Raw genomic sequence first — 17,365 nt, forward strand, 5'->3', positions numbered from 1 at the left:
GCCTGCGAAATTAACCGGGCATTAAGCTCAAATGGGAGTAAAACCGGAACGATTGGTAAACGGCTAAAGCGGCGGTTTGGCAAAAACCGGGAGTGCGGATTGGCGTTCCAAGGCCGTCAGGAATGCCTGCGCGGTGTCCATCGCTTCCCGTATCGTCACGTCCATGTCGAGATAGCGATAGGTGCCGAGCCGCCCGACAAAGGTCACACCATCCTGGCCCTCGGCCCGCGCGACATAGTCCGCCAGCAGCGCCTTCTCGTCGACCATGCGGATGGGATAATACGGGATGTCGTCGGGTCCGCAGGCCCGCGAAAATTCACGGTAGAGCACCGAGCCCTCGTGGCTTTCCCATGGCGAGAAATGCTTGTGTTCGGTGATGCGCGTGAACGGCACGTCACGGTCGCCGTAGTTCATCACCGCGCAGCCCTGCCAGTCACCGGATGCCGTGAACCGTTCGAAATCGAGCGTGCGATACCCCAGCCGCCCAAGGTCGTAGTCGAAATAACCGTCCAGCGGGCCCGACCAGACGATGTGATCGTGCTCGGCCTTCATGGCCGGGTCGAACGGGGTGGACAGGCTCACGGTGATGCCCGGGTGGTCGAGGATCGCCTCGACCATCGGCGTATAGCCATGCTCCGGCATCCCCTGAAAGCGGTGGAAAAAGTAGTTGTCGTCGTAGTTGAACCGGACCGGCAGGCGCTTGAGGATCGAAGCGGGCAATTCGGTCGGCGAACAACCCCACTGCTTTTCGGTGTAGCCCTTGAAGAACGCCTCATAAAGGTCGGGGCCGACGAACCGCAGCGCCTGCTCTTCGAAGGTCTGGGGGTCGGTGATACTCGTGTCCGCCTGTTCTTCGATAAACGCGCGCGCCTCGTCCGGTCGCATGGTCTTGCCGAAAAACTGGTTGATCGTGTGCAGGTTCACGGGAAGCGAAAAAACCTGCCCCTGCGTGGTCGATTTCACCCGGTTCTTGTAGGGCATGAACGTGGTGAAGGCATTCACATAGTTCCAGACGGCTTCGTCGTCGGTGTGAAAGATGTGCGGGCCGTAGACATGGACCATCACACCCGTCTCGGGGTCGCGTTCGGTGTGGCAGTTTCCGGCCACGTGATTGCGGGAGTCGATCACGGTCACGTCGTGTCCCGCTTCGGCCATGCGCCGACCGATCACGGCACCGGACAACCCCGCCCCAACCATCAGAAACTTCATCGTGACCCCTCCGATCTTCGGCCATTCCTGTGGCATGTTGACCCGTGCCGCGCAACCCGCGGGCTTGTCGCGGCATCGGGAAAGGTGGCACAACACCGCCATAGGCGGAGGGGCAGGATTTGAGCATGCACGAAGGGCGGTGGATGGCCGTTGATTGGTCTGCGGGGCGTTTGCGGGTCTGGGTGATCGGGGCCGACGGTGACGTTCTGGACCGGGAAGAGGCCGATGTGACCGGGCTGACGGCCTACGAGACGGGCCTTGCGCCGATCATCGCACACCATCTGGACGACGATGACGGGATCGACATTCTCGTCACGGGCGATCCCTCGGCCCCGGACGGCTGGGGTGACGGGGCTTGCGCGAAAGTGCCCTGCACACCGCCCGGACCTGATGCGACGACGCGGGTCGAAGCACGCGACGACCGCCTGCACGTCAACCTCGTCAGCGGCGTCCGTCAGGACGATCCGCCGGGCCTGATGCTTGCGGACGCCGTGCGCATCCGCGGGTTTCTTGCCCTCAACGATACCTTCGACGGGGTCATCTGCCTTGCAGGCCCGCGAACCCGCTGGGTTCACATCAGCGCGGGCGAAATCGTCAGCTTCCAAAGCTTCGTGACCGGCGATTTCATCGCGACGGCCTTTGCTGCGATGGGTAGTTCCGGCCAGCCCGGTGCCGGCCTTGGCGACGCGGTCGCGTCAGCCATTTCGAAACCCGAAGCGGTGGCCGCGCGCATCGGTGCGCTGGAGGCGGGGCATCGGCTGGGAACGGTGCCCGACCAGACCATCCGGGACGAGGTCTGGGGCCTGTTCCTGGGTCTCGAGCTGGCGGCGGCGCGGCCATACTGGCTGGGTCAGCGCGTGGCGCTTATCGGATCGGGGGATCGGATGGCGGCTTACCGCACGGCGATGCAGGTGCAGGGTGTTCTGTTGGAAGAGGCGGACGAAGAAGAGGCCATGCTGGCCGGTTTCCGCGCGATACGAGGCGCCTGACACTCACACGCCGACCGCATCCCGTGCCACCGACACGGCCTTCAGGATCGCGAACAGCGGCTGCCCGGCTTTCAATCCCATCGCATCGACCGACCGTCGCGTAACCCGCGCGAGGATCAGGTTGCCGCCCGCGTCGAGTTGCACGAGCGCGCCGGGTCCATCGCCCATCCGGATATCGCGCACGGTCGCGGGCAGGACGTTGAGGGCGGAAATGCCCTCGGGTCGGTCGAGGGCGAGCATGACGTCCTGCGCCTCGATATGAACCCGAAGCGCATCGCCGGTTTGACGCGCCACCTGCGGGATCAGCAATCGAAGACCGCCCGCGTCGAGCTCCGTCAGTCCGTCGGCGTGCTGCGCGAGCACGACCGCTTCCAGCATCGCGCCCGCCGCTCCGGGGCCGAGGGGCGTGATCTGCGGGTCCGCCATGACCTCACCTGCGGGACCCACGCGTTTCACTCGGCCGTTTTCGAGAACCACGATGGTCGTGGCGAGGCGCGCGACCTCGGCGGCCGCATGGCTCACGTACAGGATAGGGATGTCGAAGGTGTCGCGAAGCCGTTCGAAATAGGGCAGAATCTCCGCCTTCCGGTCCTCGTCCAACGCGGCGAGGGGTTCGTCGGCCAATAGCATCCTCGGGGCCGAGAAAAGCGCGCGCCCGATGGCGACACGCTGCTTTTCACCGCCCGACAACGTGCCGGGGCGACGATCGAGCATCCCGCCGAGTCCGAGCATGTCGATCACTTTGTCGCGGTCCACGGGCGCAGCATCCTTGGGCGCGAAACGCGCGCCATAGCCGAGGTTCTTCGCCACAGTGAGGTGGGGAAACAGCCGCGCATCTTGGAACACATAGCCCAGACGCCGCCGATGCGGCTGAAGCCACGTTCCGGTGTCAGTATCCATCAGGACCGTGCCGTCGACCTCGATCCGGCCCGTTTCGGGTCTGGTCAGGCCGGCGATTGCGTTGATGACACTCGTCTTTCCGGAACCCGACCGTCCGAACAGGACGGTGACGCCCGCCGGGGCCTCGAACGTCGCGTCGAGGGTGAAGCTTTCAAGCCGCTGGCTTATGCGCACCGAAAGCGTCATCCGCGAACCCTTCGGGCGATGCGCTGGGCGGCGATCTCGGACAGGACGAGCGCGAGCATGGCGATGGCGACCGATATGATGACCAGACGGATTGCGGCGCTTTCACTTCCCGGCACCTGAAGGAAGGCGTAGATCGCGCTGGGCAGGGTCTGGGTCTGGCCGGGGATATTCGAGACGAAGGTGATGGTCGCCCCGAATTCCCCCATCGCCTTGGCGAAGGCGAGAATGGCCCCGGCAAGGATGCCGGGCAGGATCAACGGCAGAGTGACCGTGACGAAGACCCATCCCTTTGGCGCCCCAAGCGTGGCGGCGGCCTGTTCCAGCTTGGGGTCGACGGCTTCGATCGACAGCCGTATCGCGCGCACCAGAAGGGGAAACGCCATGATCCCGGCCGCAAGCGCCGCACCGGTCCAGCGAAAGGCGAAGACGATCCCGAGGGGCTCCAGAACCGACCCGACGGGCCCCGTCTTGCCGAAGGTCAGAAGCAGCAGGTACCCGGTCACGACAGGCGGCAGGATCAACGGCAGATGCACCAGACCGTTCAGAATCTGACGCCCCGGAAACTCCCACCGGGCCAGCGCGAAGGCGATGAACAGCCCCGGCGGCAGCGCGGCGAGGGTGGCCCAGACCGCGACCTTCAAAGACAGCGCGATCGCCTGCCACTCTGCCGGACCAAGCCACGTCGTCATGTCAGTCCGGTATCATGGCAAAGCCTGCCGCCGTGAACACGCCGCGTGCTTCTGGTCCTTGCAGGAAGGCAAGAAACTCGTCGTTCAGCGGGTTGTTCGACGCCTCGACGGCAGCGGCGGGGTAGACGATCCGGGGATGCGTGTCCGCTGGAAATGTCCCGATCACGCCCACGCGAGGCTCTGCCTTTGCATCCGTCGCATAGACGATACCCAAGGGCGCTTCGCCGGTCGCGACCAGCGTCAGGGCGGTTCGCACGTTGTCGGTCTGGGCTACCTGATCCTCGACCGTATCCCAAAGACCAAGGGCGGACAGCGCGGTCTTGCCGTAGATGCCGGCGGGAACCGCATCGACCAGCGCCATGGCAAGAAACCCGCCGTCCAAACGCTGCATCAGGTCGAAATCAGTGTCTATTTCAGCCGGAGTCTGGGGTCCGGTGCCGATCAAAACGAGGCTGTTTTCAAGCAGGTCGACTTTGCTATCCGGGTCGATGGCGCCCATCTCGATCAATCGGTTCATCCAGTCACGGTTCGCTGACAAAAAAATGTCGGCGGGCGCACCCAGTTCGATCTGGCGCGCGAGGACCGAAGACCCGGCGAAGGAAACCACGACCTCATGCCCCGTCGATTCCTCGAATTCCGCCCCGATGTCTTCCAGCACGTCACCAAGGCTCGCCGCCGCGAAAACGGTGATTTGTCCGGCAGAGGCCGGTGCCGTGAGCAGGAAAAGGCAAAGCAGGGCGGATCGGATCATCGTGATCCTCACTTTGGATATGTTCACTGAAACATATCGCAACTCAAACACCCTGCGACAAGCGTCAAGTTTCATCGGACGTATCGCGCAGAAGCGATGCGATGGCCGCGATTTCGCCTGTCCCGGCTTCTCGGGACTTGGCCTCCAACGCGCGGTAATGGGTCAGGACCGCCAGCCCGGTTTCGGTCAACGAAGCCCCACCGCCGCGTGCCCCGCCGCGCGCACTGTCCACCAGTGGTTCGCGAAACGCGCCGTTCATCTCGTCGACAAGGGACCACGCCCGTTTGTAGCTCATCGACATGGCGCGCCCCGCCGCCGAGATGGAGCCGGTGTCGCGGATCGCCGCAAGCAGGTCGGCCTTTCCCGGTCCGATCATCGCGCCCCCGGCGAAGAACAGACGCAAGCGCAGGCGCGGGTCGTCATCATTCGGCATCATTTGCATCCTATGGCAGGTCGAACATGGCGCTGGCAAGAAAGCCGAGGGCGGGATCACACCCAATTCTCGCCATATGATTGCTTGAGTAGGGTGCAAGCCTTGGTCATGTTGGAACGAGCAAGAAGAACAAGGGCTTGGACATGAAACCCACCTCGATCACGCCGGTATTGCTTTGCGGAGGCTCGGGAACGCGCCTTTGGCCCCTGTCGCGCAAGAGCTACCCCAAGCAATTCGTGCCGCTGGTGGGCGAGACGACGTTGTTTCAGGCCTCGGCGCAGCGCCTTTCGGGTGGGACCGGAAAGCTGGCCTTCGACAAGCCCATCGTGGTGACCAATTCCGACTTCCGGTTCATCGTGACCGAACAGCTTGCAGGCGTCGCCATCGACCCGGGCGCGATCCTGATCGAGCCGGAGGGGCGCAACACGGCGCCCGCCGTCCTCGCCGCCGCGCTTCAGATCGCGCGGACCGATCCCGAAGGTGTCATGCTGGTCGCGCCATCGGACCACGTCGTGCCGGATGTCGCGGCATTCCACGCCTCGGTCGAAGCCGGATTGGCGGCGATCAGTCAAGGAGAGCTTGTTACGTTCGGCATCACGCCGACCCGCCCGGAAACTGGCTACGGCTACCTTGAACTGTCGGAAAAGCCCGACGGATCGGGGTCGCCCGTCAAGCTTTCCAAATTCATCGAAAAGCCCGATGAGAAACGGGCGGAAGAGCTTGTTGCGGCCGGAACCTACCTGTGGAACGCGGGCATCTTTCTTTTGCGCGTGTCCGACATCATTTCGGCGTTCGAGGCCCATGCCGCAGGCCTCGTCGCCCCGGTGAGCCGTGCCCTGGACGAATCCGAAGTCGATCTGGGGTTCATCCGGCTTGCGCCCGGCCCGTGGGCGGAGGCCGAGGATATCTCCATCGACTATGCCGTGATGGAGCGCGCAAGCAATCTGTCGGTCGTCCCGTTCGCCGCCGCGTGGTCCGATCTCGGCGGTTGGGATGCGGTCTGGCGCGAAGAAGGGCCGGATGCGACGGGTGTCGTCACATCGGGGCCGGCCACGGCGATCGACTGCACCAATTCGCTTTTGCGGTCCGAAAGCGAACGGTTGCAGGTGGTGGGCATCGGGCTCGACAACATCATGGCGGTCGCGACACCCGACGCGGTTCTCGTCGCCGATATGAGCCGGGCGCAAGACGTCAAACTCGCCGTCGAGGCGCTCAAAGCAAAGGGCGCGGCGCAGGCGACCGATTTTCCCAAAGATCACCGCCCATGGGGCTGGTTCGAGAGCATCGTGGTCGGCCAGCGGTTCCAGGTGAAGCGCATACTCGTCCATCCGGGCGCGTCGCTGTCGCTTCAAAGCCACTTCCACCGATCCGAACACTGGATCGTGGTCGAGGGAACAGCGAAGGTCACGGTGGACGACGAAGTGAAACTCGTAACCGAGAACGAAAGCGTCTACATCCCGCTTGGCGCGGTGCACCGGATGGAGAATCCGGGCCGCGTGCCGATGGTTCTGATCGAGGTTCAGACCGGCGCCTATGTCGGCGAGGACGACATCGTGCGGTATGAGGATATCTACGCCCGGACCTAGCCGAACTTTGAGGTGTGGTCCCGCGTTGGGACCGGAACACGCGCGAGGGACAGGATGCAGGTGCCGCAGACGATCAGACGACTGACGGAACGGGTCGAAACGCTGACGATCGTGGTTATCCTGATCGTCGCAGGGGCGCTCTGGGCCTTCGTCGGATTGGTCGACGAGATGATCGAGGGCGATCTTCATGCCTTCGACGAGGCCATTCTGATGGCGCTTCGCGTTCCCGGCGACCCATCGGATGCGATCGGCGGACCGCAGGTGGAAACCGCGATGCGGGATCTGACGGCGCTGGGCGGGATCACGGTATTGACGCTTCTGACGCTTTCGGTTCTGGCCTACCTGCTATTGCGAGGAAAACGGGCCTCGGCGCTGTTTCTGGCGGTCGCAATCGTTGGGGGCCAGCTTCTGTCACACGGGTTCAAGACTCTGTTTTCGCGCCCCCGGCCGGACCTTGTGCCGCATGGCGTGGATGTCGCGACCGCGTCGTTCCCGTCCGGCCATTCGATGATGGCGGCGGTCACCTATCTGACGCTTGCGGTCATGCTCGCCCGTCTGGACGGTCATACGAAGGTCCGGGTCTTTTTCGTCAGCCTTGCCGCGATCCTCGCCCTCGCCGTGGGTGTGAGCCGGGTTTACCTTGGCGTTCACTGGCCGTCCGACGTGCTCGCCGGATGGACGCTTGGTGCGGCGTGGGCGCTCCTCGTCTGGCTGATCGCGCGGTGGCTGGAACGTCGCGGTCGGATCGACCGCGAAACGGGTGGCTGAGGGTCAGCCACGCCGCGATCCGACCTCGTCCAGCACGCGCGCGATCAGAAGCGCGGCCCCACCGAGGATGAGCGAGCGACCCAGCGAGTCGGTGATGTTGCTCGGCGCGAACGCTTCCACCCCGTCCCGGCCCCTGATGGCGGCACGGCGCAACCGGCTGGCCGCGTTTTCGTCCCCGATCCTGCGGGGCTTCGGCACGTTGCCGATCCGGGGTTTCGCGGCGATGAGCGCGACTCCGAGCGCGAGCATCCCTCCGGCATAAAGCACGGGAGCGATCCGGTCATTCGACAAAGCCTCAAGGGCCTTGTCCGGCGTTTCGAAATGTTTGGGTAGCTGAACCGTCATGCTGATCTCCTTTCGCAAGGAAACCCACGAAGCCCGGCTTCCGTTCCGCGAAGGGTGGGGGGGCGGTCTTGCCCAGCGGGCTAGGTGCCTATGAACGCCGCGCGCCGTTCCAGTAGGGCCGCGCAGAGGTAATCGACGAAAACACGGACGCGACGGACTCGTCGAAGGTCGGAATGAAGCAAGACCCAGATCGACCGGGACTCGTCCAGCGTCGTGCCGGGAACGCGCTGGAGTTCGGGGAAAACGTCGGCGGCCCAACCGGGAAGGATCGCCATCCCCGCACCCGCGCGCGCAAGGTGCATGTGCATCTCGGGGTCGGGGATCGAGTGTCTTATCCGCGCTTCCGGATAGGGCGAGTTGCGCACCCGCTCCAGAAGCTGCGTCACCGGACCATAGCCGATCCATTGAAGCCCCTGTCCCTTCGGACCCGCTTTCGGCAGCATCCGGTCGAGGTAGTCGCGCGCCGCGAAGATCCCGATGGACGCGGGGAACAGCTTGCGCCCCACGACATCTTCATCGACCTCCGCCACGGTGCGCACGGAGATGTCGGTTTCCAGCTTCTCGATGGAATCGACCGAGAAAGAGAGCTGAAGCTCGATGTCGATCTCGGGGTAGAGCGCCGAGAAATCGGCGAGGACCGGCGCGAGAAGGAAATGCGCGTTCACCGGGTCGGCAGACAGGCGTATCAGACCCGACGCTTCGCGGTCCAACCCCTGCACGGCATTGAACCCCTGCAAAAGGGCCTCTTCGGCGCTCAATGCTTGGGGCAGCAGGGTCCGTCCGGCGGCTGTCAGTTGGAACCCCTCGGTCCCGCGTCTGAACAGTTGCACGCCGAGCTGGGCTTCGAGTGCTTCGACTTGCCGTCGAACCGTTGCATGGGTTCCGCCCAGTTGATCGGCGGCGGCGCGCAACGACCCTTGTCGGGCGACCGCGAGAAAGGCGGGCAGGGATTTCCAGTCAAGCATGGGTGGAACGTTTTCGATCCATCGTGGGTTGTTTCGGACAATACTCGGATAATTTGTGATCCGCTACGTCTCTTGCGTCAAGCAAACACAGGAGACGACCCATGCACCCGACAGCCGAAACCCTCACCGCGTGGAGCATTACCGCCTACGGTGGCCCCCAGACACTCGCGCCGGTCACACGCGACCTTCCGGCCCCCGCGCCGACCGAGTGCCTGATCCGTGTCCGCGCCTCGGCGGTCACCCGTGCCGATGGCATGATACGGGCAGGACTTCCCCGCTTCGCCCGCCCGTTCATCGGTTGGTCGCGCCCGCGTCACGACCTGATCGGGACGTGCTTGTCGGGCGAGGTCATCGCCGTCGGGAACAGGGTCACGCGGTTTGCCGTCGGTGACGAGGTTTACGGTATGGCGGGCATGTCGTTCAGCGCGAATGCGAGCCACATCTGCGTGGACGAGGGTGGCGTGCTCATGCACAAGCCTGCCGCGCTTTCGCATGAAGAAGCCGCCGTGATGGGGGATGGGGCGACCACCTCGTTCAATTTCCTGCACAACGTCGCCGAACTTCGGGCTGGTGAGAAAATCCTGATCCTCGGCGCTGCGGGGAGTCTTGGAACGGCTGCCGTCCAGATCGCCGCCGCCATGGGGGCCAATGTGTCCGGCACCTGTAGTGCTGGCAACGCAGGCCTCGTCGCGTCGCTCGGTGCAAGCCGGGTGATCGACTACAGGCTCGAAGACTACGCGAAATCCACGGAACGCTACGACGTGATCTACGACACGCTCGGGATCAGTTCGTTCCGCGAGGCCCGGTCCGTCCTGACCCGGACCGGCCGATATGTCTGCCCGGTTCTCGGGTTCGGTTTGCTCTCGGCCTCGCTGCGCACCGCGATCATCGGGGGCCGCAAGGCGCGGTTCTCGGCCACCGGAATGCTGAAACCCGAGGTTCAGCGCGCCATGCACGCCAAACTCGTCGATCTCGTGGAGGCCGACCGTTTCGCGCCCGTGATGGATCGCACCTATCCGCTGGCCGAACTGGTCGAAGCGCACCGTTACATGGAAACCGGGCGCAAGCGCGGCAACGTCGTCGTCGTTTGACGAACGTCGCGGACCTTCGCCCCCCAATCCCAAATTCACCCATCCGCGCCGGGCCTACGGCGCCATCCCATCCGACAGAGGACCAAAACCATGACAAACGACCTGAACGCTCACCGTCCCGCCGCACGCCTGTTCGGCATCTTCTTCATCTTGGCCTTCGCGAGTTACGGCGCAGGCTCTGAATTCGTCGCCTCGGTCACGGGCAATCCACAGGGACTCGAAGGCGTTGCGGGCATGAAGACCTCGCTCCTGATCGGCGTGCTCCTGATGGCCGTCGTCCACTCCATCGTTAACATCGGGCTTTCGGTTCTGGCCTTTCCGGTCCTGAGCACCGTCAATGGATACGTGGCACGCGGCTACCTTGCAGCCGGTATCGCCGCGACGACCACCGCCATCGCCGGCGCCCTGTTCGTCGCACTCCTCGCCCCGCTCGGTGATGCCTTCGTAGCTGGGGAAGGTGGCGGCCATTTCGAAACCATCGCCCTGCTGCTCGAACGCGGGGGCTTTTTCGGCTACCAGATCAGCATGACGCTCTGGGGCGTCGGGGGGCTCATCCTGTGTTCGGCCCTCTTCATCGGGCGTCTGGTGCCGCGTGCGCTGACGGTCTGGGGCTTTGTCGGTTACATCGTCTTCGTGGTCGGCACGGTGGCCGAGATGTTCGGATTTGGCATCGGCGTGATGCTTGCGCTGCCCGGCGGGCTGTTTGAATTGAGCCTGAGCTTCTGGTTGATCTTCAAGGGCTTCAATTTGCCCAAGACGGTCCTTTGACCCGCGTCCGGGCCGGCTTCGGTCGGCCCGGAGATGCGTCGTTCCGCGTATGAGCGAACTTCGGCGCTGGTCGCCGCCAAGATGACAGACCGTTTCGGACTTGGAAATCAGCGCCACATTTCCCGCCTCTCCGCCCAAAATTCCGCATGGTCGAGGGCGTTTCGCACGCCGCGCGCCACAATCGGACCGCGCTGACACGATTCGAGCCGATCCGCCCAAATCGCGCCATTCATGGGCAAGGATCGTGCGAATTTTCGTCAAAGACTGGGGGTAAACCATACCTATGCCGCGGCCAGAACGGTCGCACCAGGGGAAGAATACCATGATGTCGTCCTGCCAGACCGCATTGAGTAAATTCGCCGCCGACGAAGGTGGAGCCGTCACGACAGATGCGGTCGTGTTCTGGGCCGGCCTCATCCTGATGGCCCAGACGGTCGTCACCGATGTTTCGCATGGCGTGATGATCGTCGCTGACGGGATTTCGGGCGCAATCGAGGAAATCGCCGCGACGAACCTGACGCTTCAGGAAATCGTCGGGTTGGCAGGGCAAGACGCGACGCCGACGGCGGGCGAGGGCACGCAACCGTCGTCGTCCGGCAATCCGGGCAACGAGAAGGACGTCGGGCGGGCGGGCGAGAACCCGAACGGAACGGACGATTGGGGCACAGGCTCACAGGGCCGCAGCCAATAACGGCGCTCCGTTGTGCCTGACATACTCTAGGTCGGGACGCGTTCACGGCTGCTTCGGCGATGTCACGACCCACCGTCAGCGCTGCGCTTCTCTTTTGAAGCGCAAAGCGAAATCCATCCAGAACATTTGTGATTTCAGTGGTGAGCCGTGCAGGATTCGAACCTGCGACCCACTGATTAAAAGTCTTACATCCAAGCTTTCGACGACCTTCATTTCTTTGCGCCGAACTTCAATATACGCATGAAATTAATAGAAAATTTCAATTCCGCGCCACCAATTACTTCGACACACTTCTTGAGATTTCACCCCCCGATGCTTACCCTTTGCTTACCTGATCGGGGAAATGAACGATGCCAAAATTGAAGCTGTCAAAGTCCGTCGTCGAAAAACTCAGCACAGATGACCGCGAAGATGTCTTTTGGGATGTTTCCCTTCACGGATTCGGCGTCCGAGTGAAACCCAATGGAACTAAAAGCTACCTCGTTCAGTATCGCAACCGCACCACAGGCCGATCCAGACGCCAAACCATCGGGCAAGCGGGTCCGCTCCTGTCGTTTGCCAATGCTCGCAAAGAGGCGATGCGACTTCTCAGCGAGGCCGCGCAGGGCGGCGACCCGGTCGAGTCCAAACAATCCGCACGCAAAGCGGAAACCATCGCCGATCTTGCCGACCAATACCTCACCCTCCACGCAAAACCCAAGAAACGCGAAAAGAGCGTCGCGAATGATGTTTCGATGCTGAACGGCATTATCATTCCCAAGTTGGGCAAACAGAAGGTTGCCCAAGTCGGCCACCGCGACATTCAAGCTCTGCACAACAGCTTGCGCGAAACGCCTTACAGGGCAAATCGGACGCTGGCGCTTCTCTCCAAGATGTTCGCCTTGTCTGTTCGCTGGGGGTGGCGGCAGGACAACCCCGCAAAGGGCGTTGAGCGCTTCCCCGAAGAAAAGCGGTATCGCTGGCTATCCGACGAGGAGCTGGCCCGCTTTGTTGCGGAATTGAACGAACACCCGAACCAACGCGCCGCCAATGCCATCCGCCTGCAACTGCTGACCGGCGCACGCATTGGCGAGGTTCTGACTTCAAAATGGAGCGATTTTGACCTTGTTCGGGGCGTCTGGGTAAAGCCATCCCACCACACCAAACAAAAACGCACCGAACACCTGCCTCTCTCCAACACAGCCATAAGCTTGCTCCAAACGATCCAAGAGAGCGCCGATCTAAACCACCCGTATGTTTTTCCCGGCAGAAACCCAGGTCAACCCCTCAAGGAACTGAAACGCTTCTGGCAAAACGTAACCACCGCTGCCGAACTTTCGGACTATCGCATCCACGACAATCGCCATACGCACGCTTCGCACTTGGTTTCAAATGGCCTGACCCTTCCAGTCGTCGGTCGGCTTCTGGGCCACACCAACCCGCTAACGACGCAAAGGTATGCCCATCTCGCAGACGATCCGCTCCGAGCCGCTGCTGAAATCATGGCCGAAAAGATGGGGCGTTGACCTGGAAATCCACTAAGTGAGAATGAGAAAATGTGAAGACTTTTCCCCAGATGTCCGCGAAATAGCGCACATCATCAAATCGGAAGCACTGTGTGGAGGAGTCAACTTAACCCGCACCGAGGTGCTCCGGTTGAAGAATTTTGGGGCAGAGGCCCAGGGCAATAGCGTCAGAAGTATCATCTCGTTGCCCCAAAAAAGCCCTAACCTAAACCGTTCAGCACAGCAAGCACGGCCCAAATTGAACAGGGTCGTGCTCAATTAGGAATTGCCCTCTGGTTCCCGAAGCGCAGGCATTGAAAAAAAGCCCTGCATTTCAAAATAGCATCAGCCCTAGAGAGATCAGCCCTCCTAGAACTACTAAGATGTTGATTGCTTTGAAGCCTGCACTTTCGTGTAGCTTGTGAACTAGATTTGGCGATTTGCGCAGTGCAATCAGCATCCGCGCCGACCTTCCGAATACGCGCACCGCTTCATCTTGCCCGGGGATAATAGCATCGGCCCTAGTTACACCGGGCAATCTAGGCGGCCCGGCGCGCATCTCTTGTGTAAGAAACAGTACATCATCACGCATTTGTTCTCGAAGATCACCTTGAGTGATCGCTTCCAGAACAGGGGCGGCTTCGGCTATCTGCGCAAGGTTGTCGGAAGACAATTCGCGAAGCGCTTGTGTTTGCAGAAGTTTCCGGTTTTCAGCGACTTCTGGATCAGTCGCTCGTATTCCTTGGGCACCTTCCTGCAACGCCGAAAGCAGTGCTTGGTTCTCTTCAGACGGAGGCAACTCGCCTGTACCAATTTGAACCGTCAGGCTATGGTGAACCGTTGTAAGGTCCATCTCGACCCTTTGGGGGTCATTTGCGTAGCGCTCTAGTGTGCGGCGCAGCTTTCGGATTTCTAAGGAGTCCGCGTTCAGCCCATTGGACTGATTCTCAAGCACATCTTCGATTGCATCTGTCAGCTGCGCGAGGGTTGCAGCCAGCAAGTCAGGTTTTTCAACGTCTTTTATCCGAATCTCAAAAGCGCCGGTTTCCGGATCTTGCTCCAATTCCTCTGCCAAAGGCAGAAGTCGACTCAATTTAACGGCATCTTCTTCAGTCGGATTGTCCTCGCCGACATCGTCACCATCATCGTAAAAATCAGACCCAGGGATTGGCGACCAATCCCAAAGCCCGCTTTCATCGGTAATGTTCTGGGCAACCTCTTCTATTAGCTCTTCAGGATATTCATCCGAGAAGTTATCACCAAGAGCTTCTTGTGGCGTTTCCGGCCCTCCATAAATCCACTGGTAGCCTCCTTCCGCCGAAATGTACGGCAACGAATTGGCCGGATCTTCATAGTTTGAGTAGAACCATTCTTTCATTTCTTCGGATGCAGCTTCGCGGTCGAAATCGTCTTCATCGAAGTCATCGTCGTCAGGGTCTGGTTCATACTCAATTTCAACAGAAAAGTTCTGCACGAGCTCATGTCCATTAAGGTCTGAAACAAGCTCGCCGAGGAAGCCTTCGGGATACTCTGACATCTCCCAGCGAATATCTCCCAACTCATCGCGACTTGTTGAGGCGCTCCATAACCGATCAGCACCCATGTCTCGCTCGTCGCTTGCAACTACTTCCCAATCAATTTCATCAGGCTCAATCTCAAATAATTCTCCAGTGTCGGAATGACGAACAATAGCGATTCCAGTGGTACTAATTTTCATTTTTCACCAACTCGATGCTTTGAATGACGGGTAACAATGTCTTGCAGTTCGTTGGGTTGGAATGCCACATCCCACGACCAAATTCCGAAACCACCCACTGAATTCACGGCTTCAACCCACTCGGCCAAGGCATCACGTTTTGCCTTATTCTGAGGGCTATCTGTGCCTTTGATCTCCAACGCCAAAATATCACCATTTACGTATTTCACTAGGAAGTCAGGGACGTAGCGCCTACGCGAACCTGCCCAAAGGTATTGGATTTGAAATCCTAGATGATCATTTTTTGCGTAGGCCAGTACATCACTTGATTTTTCAAACACATTGGCCGCATGCCCTTCCCAGGAAGAGTCCCCAACCAAATGGCTGATATGTGATTTAACGGCGGGAAAATTGGGCTTGGCCGTGTACCAGGTGCGCATCTGTGCCGTTGAACCGATTGGGTTTTCCTCGTCGAAGATCGGCGTCAACTTGGTCCTGTTCTGCTCAAACACACTTTGCATAAGGTGCTGAACAACCAGATCGATGTTGAGAGCGATCAGAATGCGACGCCTTAGCGGATCGGAGTGAAAGAGCGACGGGATTTGCAACGCCCCAGAGCCGATGAATTCTTCGACGATCCGGACAAGCTGCGCTGCAAGCAGGTCTTCCGACCCTTTGAAGCTATGATTCAGGCCTGCGAACCCCTTTCGTGCTGCTTGAAACACGAGGCGTTGAAGCCTGAAGCCGTCCGGAAGCTTTTCCAAGTCAATCGAGGAAACTTTGCCCATGTCGGTTGCACCGCCCAGAGCAGGGGCTAGGTCCGCACTGATGGGCGTGGAGGCAGGATCAAGCGTAAGCGTCTCAACGTCCGACCAATCTACGGACAATTCGCGACGGACAACCGACTCGACACGAACCACGTTCGGCCATTTGATCGCCAAATTGGCGCGTTCAGGAATGACTTCAATCTGTGTTGTTGGCTTAGGCGGAGGTGGCGCTTCACCGGTTTCCCCAGCTTCGGAGATCGAAAGGGGAACGCCAAAGACATTCACGTATTCTGGTAAAAACAGACCATTCTCGTCGGTGTCATAGGCAACCCGCCGAAGGCCTCGTCCAACGACCTGTTCGCACAACAATTGCGACGTGAATGCGCGCAAGCCCATGATATGTGTGACGTTCTTCGCATCCCAGCCTTCAGATAGCATCGCTACGGAAATCACGTTCTGGAGGTCTTGCCCGGCCTGACTGCGCTTGCCGACATTGTCGATGATCTCGCGGAGAAGCTCTTCCTTCTTTAGGCCGCTCAACTGCCGTTTCCGGGTTTCCGGTATGTCAGATGCTTCCACGATGTCCTGAAGCCGCTGATCGTAGGCTTTGTCGGAGGTCGCCGCCTCACCGATTTCCGCCTTGTCCAGAACCTTCGAGTCCACGCGCAAGGTCCTATTCGGAGCCTGCAATTCGGGCCAATGGGCATCGCCCTGGTTAAAGTAGTGCTCAATCCGGGCGGCAGTTTCTGTCCGATTGCAGACCGTTAGCATGACCGGCGGTGAATGATGCCCCGCTTCAGCCCAGTCCTTTGCCGTTTCGCGCCAGTCCGCACCAAGCAGCGTGTAGGCGTCCTGTACAAGCTTGGGCAGCGCTTCATGCGGTTCGGCCTTGGCCCGGTTCAGGTCCTCAGAAACCGACTTATCACGGTAGATATGATAAAGCTTCGATTGCAGTGTACGGGAATCCGGCAACGCGTCATCCCGGACGACAACGCGCGGGGTTTTGACCAGGCCCGCCTCAATTGCGTCGTTCAGCCCAAAATCCGAGATGATCCAGTCGAACAGCGCGGTGTCGGTGCTGGCTTTGCCGGTGGGCGCGAAAGGCGTGGCGGAGAGGTCGAAACAGCGCTGAATGCGGCGGGTTTTGTGGATGCGGTCCAGACCTTCGATCCAGCGTGTGGCCTCGTCGAGGTCGATGCCCTGTTCCTCGGCCTGCTTCTTCGAGACCTTGACCTCGGGCGGTTTGCGATAGGCGTGATGCGCCTCGTCGTTGATGACGATGATGTCCTTGTGCCCGGCCAGTTTGCCCAGAACACGGCGGGTGAAGGCCTCGTCGGATTCCTTGCCCTTTTTGACAACGGACCGGTCCTGTTCCTTCAGCGGCATCAGGGTGTGCCAATTCTCGATCAGCACCTCAGCCTGGTTCAGCTTCTGCCGCATGAACTCGGACGGGCACAGATTGAACTCGTCGTAGTAGCTGCCCTCAGACGGCATCAGCACCTGCAACCGGCCCTTCACGGTCAGGCCTGGCGCGACGATGAAAACCGCGCGACTGAAATCCTTGTTCCGCTTGGGGTAAGTCAGCGCGTTCAGCACCTGCCAGGTGATGATCATCGCCATCACTGTTGTCTTGCCCGCGCCGGTGGCCATCTTGTTGCAGAGCCGTTCCCAGGCACCACCATCGCCGGGCACATGGATGCCCTGCTTGTAGGCCTCAGCGCCCTCGACCCACCAAATCAGCGTCTCAATCGCCTCAAGTTGGCAGAAATAGAACGGGTGCTGGCGCGCGGTCTCATCATGCCAGTGCTCCAACAATTTGCGCGTCACGATGGTCACGCCGGGCCAGCCATCCTCGCGCCATTGATCCACGCGGTCGCGGATCGTGTTGACCATGGCCAGCACTTCGGTCCGCTTGGTGTTGTTACGCGCGTCAAAGACCTCGTAGCTCGCGGGCCTTCGCTCAGTCTTGATCTCCAGCGTGCCGCCTTTGCCCTCGATCCAATGCTGCGCGGGCCGCTCCCACGGGCGGTTGATGATCAGGGACATG

16 protein-coding genes are annotated in these 17,365 nt (G+C 60.7%); 7 read left to right on the forward strand and 9 right to left on the reverse strand.

Features of this window, described 5'->3' with window-relative positions; genetic code table 11:
• Nucleotides 1-63: 63 nt before the first annotated feature.
• Nucleotides 64-1,209 carry a UDP-galactopyranose mutase gene (gene glf / locus RB2654_RS14030; protein ID WP_040884915.1) on the reverse strand — a complete coding sequence of 382 codons (1,146 nt, stop codon included), beginning with the start codon at nucleotides 1,207-1,209 and terminating at the stop codon, nucleotides 64-66.
• A 125-nt stretch (nucleotides 1,210-1,334) separates the two neighbouring features.
• On the opposite strand from glf, the gene RB2654_RS14035 reads away from it, so the two are divergent.
• Nucleotides 1,335-2,198, forward strand: coding sequence for a 2-dehydro-3-deoxygalactonokinase (locus tag RB2654_RS14035; RefSeq protein WP_040884917.1), 864 nt, complete (start codon nucleotides 1,335-1,337; stop codon nucleotides 2,196-2,198).
• 3 nt (nucleotides 2,199-2,201) lie between these two features.
• Here the strand turns inward: RB2654_RS14035 and modC are convergent, their stop codons facing one another.
• The 4 genes from modC to RB2654_RS14055 all read right to left on the reverse strand — a co-directional run bounded on the left by modC (nucleotide 2,202) and on the right by RB2654_RS14055 (nucleotide 5,157).
• Nucleotides 2,202-3,284, reverse strand: coding sequence for a molybdenum ABC transporter ATP-binding protein (modC, locus tag RB2654_RS14040; protein ID WP_008332717.1), 1,083 nt, complete (start codon nucleotides 3,282-3,284; stop codon nucleotides 2,202-2,204).
• Complete coding sequence (gene modB / locus RB2654_RS14045; protein ID WP_008332722.1) at nucleotides 3,281-3,973, reverse strand: molybdate ABC transporter permease subunit; 693 nt, start codon at nucleotides 3,971-3,973, stop codon at nucleotides 3,281-3,283. Before modB ends, modC begins: the two co-directional genes overlap by 4 nt.
• 1 nt (nucleotide 3,974) lies before the next feature.
• On the reverse strand, nucleotides 3,975-4,724 hold the full coding sequence (gene modA / locus RB2654_RS14050) for a molybdate ABC transporter substrate-binding protein (protein WP_040884919.1): 750 nt from the start codon (nucleotides 4,722-4,724) through the stop codon (nucleotides 3,975-3,977).
• Between the two features lie 64 nt (nucleotides 4,725-4,788).
• Nucleotides 4,789-5,157 carry a winged helix-turn-helix domain-containing protein gene (locus RB2654_RS14055; protein ID WP_407943650.1) on the reverse strand — a complete coding sequence of 123 codons (369 nt, stop codon included), beginning with the start codon at nucleotides 5,155-5,157 and terminating at the stop codon, nucleotides 4,789-4,791.
• Nucleotides 5,158-5,300: 143 nt separating this feature from the next.
• On the opposite strand from RB2654_RS14055, the gene RB2654_RS14060 reads away from it, so the two are divergent.
• A complete protein-coding gene (locus RB2654_RS14060) occupies nucleotides 5,301-6,743 on the forward strand; it encodes a mannose-1-phosphate guanylyltransferase/mannose-6-phosphate isomerase (RefSeq protein WP_040884923.1) in 1,443 nt (480 codons plus the stop codon).
• A 54-nt stretch (nucleotides 6,744-6,797) separates the two neighbouring features.
• Nucleotides 6,798-7,511 (forward strand): phosphatase PAP2 family protein, encoded by a 714-nt coding sequence (locus RB2654_RS14065; RefSeq protein WP_050771967.1) that lies wholly within the window; start codon nucleotides 6,798-6,800, stop codon nucleotides 7,509-7,511.
• A gap of 3 nt (nucleotides 7,512-7,514) precedes the next feature.
• Here the strand turns inward: RB2654_RS14065 and RB2654_RS14070 are convergent, their stop codons facing one another.
• A complete protein-coding gene (locus RB2654_RS14070; RefSeq protein WP_040884925.1) occupies nucleotides 7,515-7,856 on the reverse strand; it encodes a hypothetical protein in 342 nt (113 codons plus the stop codon).
• Between the two features lie 80 nt (nucleotides 7,857-7,936).
• Entirely contained in the window at nucleotides 7,937-8,821 is an 885-nt protein-coding gene (locus RB2654_RS14075) for a LysR family transcriptional regulator (RefSeq protein ID WP_040884926.1), read from the reverse strand.
• A gap of 101 nt (nucleotides 8,822-8,922) precedes the next feature.
• Between RB2654_RS14075 and RB2654_RS14080 the strand changes: the two genes are divergently transcribed.
• The 4 genes from RB2654_RS14080 to RB2654_RS14095 all read left to right on the forward strand — a co-directional run bounded on the left by RB2654_RS14080 (nucleotide 8,923) and on the right by RB2654_RS14095 (nucleotide 12,876).
• A complete protein-coding gene (locus RB2654_RS14080) occupies nucleotides 8,923-9,912 on the forward strand; it encodes an NAD(P)-dependent alcohol dehydrogenase (RefSeq protein ID WP_040884928.1) in 990 nt (329 codons plus the stop codon).
• A gap of 90 nt (nucleotides 9,913-10,002) precedes the next feature.
• Nucleotides 10,003-10,680: a DUF4386 domain-containing protein gene (locus tag RB2654_RS14085; protein ID WP_040884930.1), complete on the forward strand. Its 678-nt coding sequence runs from the start codon at nucleotides 10,003-10,005 to the stop codon at nucleotides 10,678-10,680.
• A gap of 346 nt (nucleotides 10,681-11,026) precedes the next feature.
• Entirely contained in the window at nucleotides 11,027-11,371 is a 345-nt protein-coding gene (locus RB2654_RS14090) for a hypothetical protein (RefSeq protein ID WP_148912505.1), read from the forward strand.
• Between the two features lie 350 nt (nucleotides 11,372-11,721).
• Nucleotides 11,722-12,876, forward strand: a complete 1,155-nt coding sequence (locus tag RB2654_RS14095) for a tyrosine-type recombinase/integrase (protein WP_040884933.1) — start codon at nucleotides 11,722-11,724, stop codon at nucleotides 12,874-12,876.
• A 313-nt stretch (nucleotides 12,877-13,189) separates the two neighbouring features.
• Here RB2654_RS14095 and RB2654_RS23710 read toward each other — a convergent pair whose 3' ends face one another.
• Both RB2654_RS23710 and RB2654_RS14105 read right to left on the reverse strand, forming a co-directional pair.
• A complete protein-coding gene (locus RB2654_RS23710) occupies nucleotides 13,190-14,572 on the reverse strand; it encodes a hypothetical protein (protein WP_008332781.1) in 1,383 nt (460 codons plus the stop codon).
• A complete protein-coding gene (locus RB2654_RS14105; protein WP_008332782.1) occupies nucleotides 14,569-17,364 on the reverse strand; it encodes a BPTD_3080 family restriction endonuclease in 2,796 nt (931 codons plus the stop codon). The genes RB2654_RS23710 and RB2654_RS14105 overlap by 4 nt, the downstream gene beginning before the upstream one ends.
• Between the last annotated feature and the right edge of the window lies 1 nt (nucleotide 17,365).

The sequence above is a fragment of the Maritimibacter alkaliphilus HTCC2654 genome, from assembly GCF_000152805.1.
Lineage (GTDB): Bacteria > Pseudomonadota > Alphaproteobacteria > Rhodobacterales > Rhodobacteraceae > Maritimibacter > Maritimibacter alkaliphilus.

Coding starts and splice junctions, on each gene's coding strand:
- glf (WP_040884915.1), bottom strand. CDS start 1,209: ATGAAGTTTCTGATGGTTGGGGCGGGGTTGTCCGGTGCCGTGATCGGT.
- RB2654_RS14035 (WP_040884917.1), top strand. CDS start 1,335: ATGCACGAAGGGCGGTGGATGGCCGTTGATTGGTCTGCGGGGCGTTTG.
- modC (WP_008332717.1), bottom strand. CDS start 3,284: ATGACGCTTTCGGTGCGCATAAGCCAGCGGCTTGAAAGCTTCACCCTC.
- modB (WP_008332722.1), bottom strand. CDS start 3,973: ATGACGACGTGGCTTGGTCCGGCAGAGTGGCAGGCGATCGCGCTGTCT.
- modA (WP_040884919.1), bottom strand. CDS start 4,724: ATGATCCGATCCGCCCTGCTTTGCCTTTTCCTGCTCACGGCACCGGCC.
- RB2654_RS14055 (WP_407943650.1), bottom strand. CDS start 5,157: ATGCCGAATGATGACGACCCGCGCCTGCGCTTGCGTCTGTTCTTCGCC.
- RB2654_RS14060 (WP_040884923.1), top strand. CDS start 5,301: ATGAAACCCACCTCGATCACGCCGGTATTGCTTTGCGGAGGCTCGGGA.
- RB2654_RS14065 (WP_050771967.1), top strand. CDS start 6,798: ATGCAGGTGCCGCAGACGATCAGACGACTGACGGAACGGGTCGAAACG.
- RB2654_RS14070 (WP_040884925.1), bottom strand. CDS start 7,856: ATGACGGTTCAGCTACCCAAACATTTCGAAACGCCGGACAAGGCCCTT.
- RB2654_RS14075 (WP_040884926.1), bottom strand. CDS start 8,821: ATGCTTGACTGGAAATCCCTGCCCGCCTTTCTCGCGGTCGCCCGACAA.
- RB2654_RS14080 (WP_040884928.1), top strand. CDS start 8,923: ATGCACCCGACAGCCGAAACCCTCACCGCGTGGAGCATTACCGCCTAC.
- RB2654_RS14085 (WP_040884930.1), top strand. CDS start 10,003: ATGACAAACGACCTGAACGCTCACCGTCCCGCCGCACGCCTGTTCGGC.
- RB2654_RS14095 (WP_040884933.1), top strand. CDS start 11,722: ATGCCAAAATTGAAGCTGTCAAAGTCCGTCGTCGAAAAACTCAGCACA.
- RB2654_RS23710 (WP_008332781.1), bottom strand. CDS start 14,572: ATGAAAATTAGTACCACTGGAATCGCTATTGTTCGTCATTCCGACACT.
- RB2654_RS14105 (WP_008332782.1), bottom strand. CDS start 17,364: ATGTCCCTGATCATCAACCGCCCGTGGGAGCGGCCCGCGCAGCATTGG.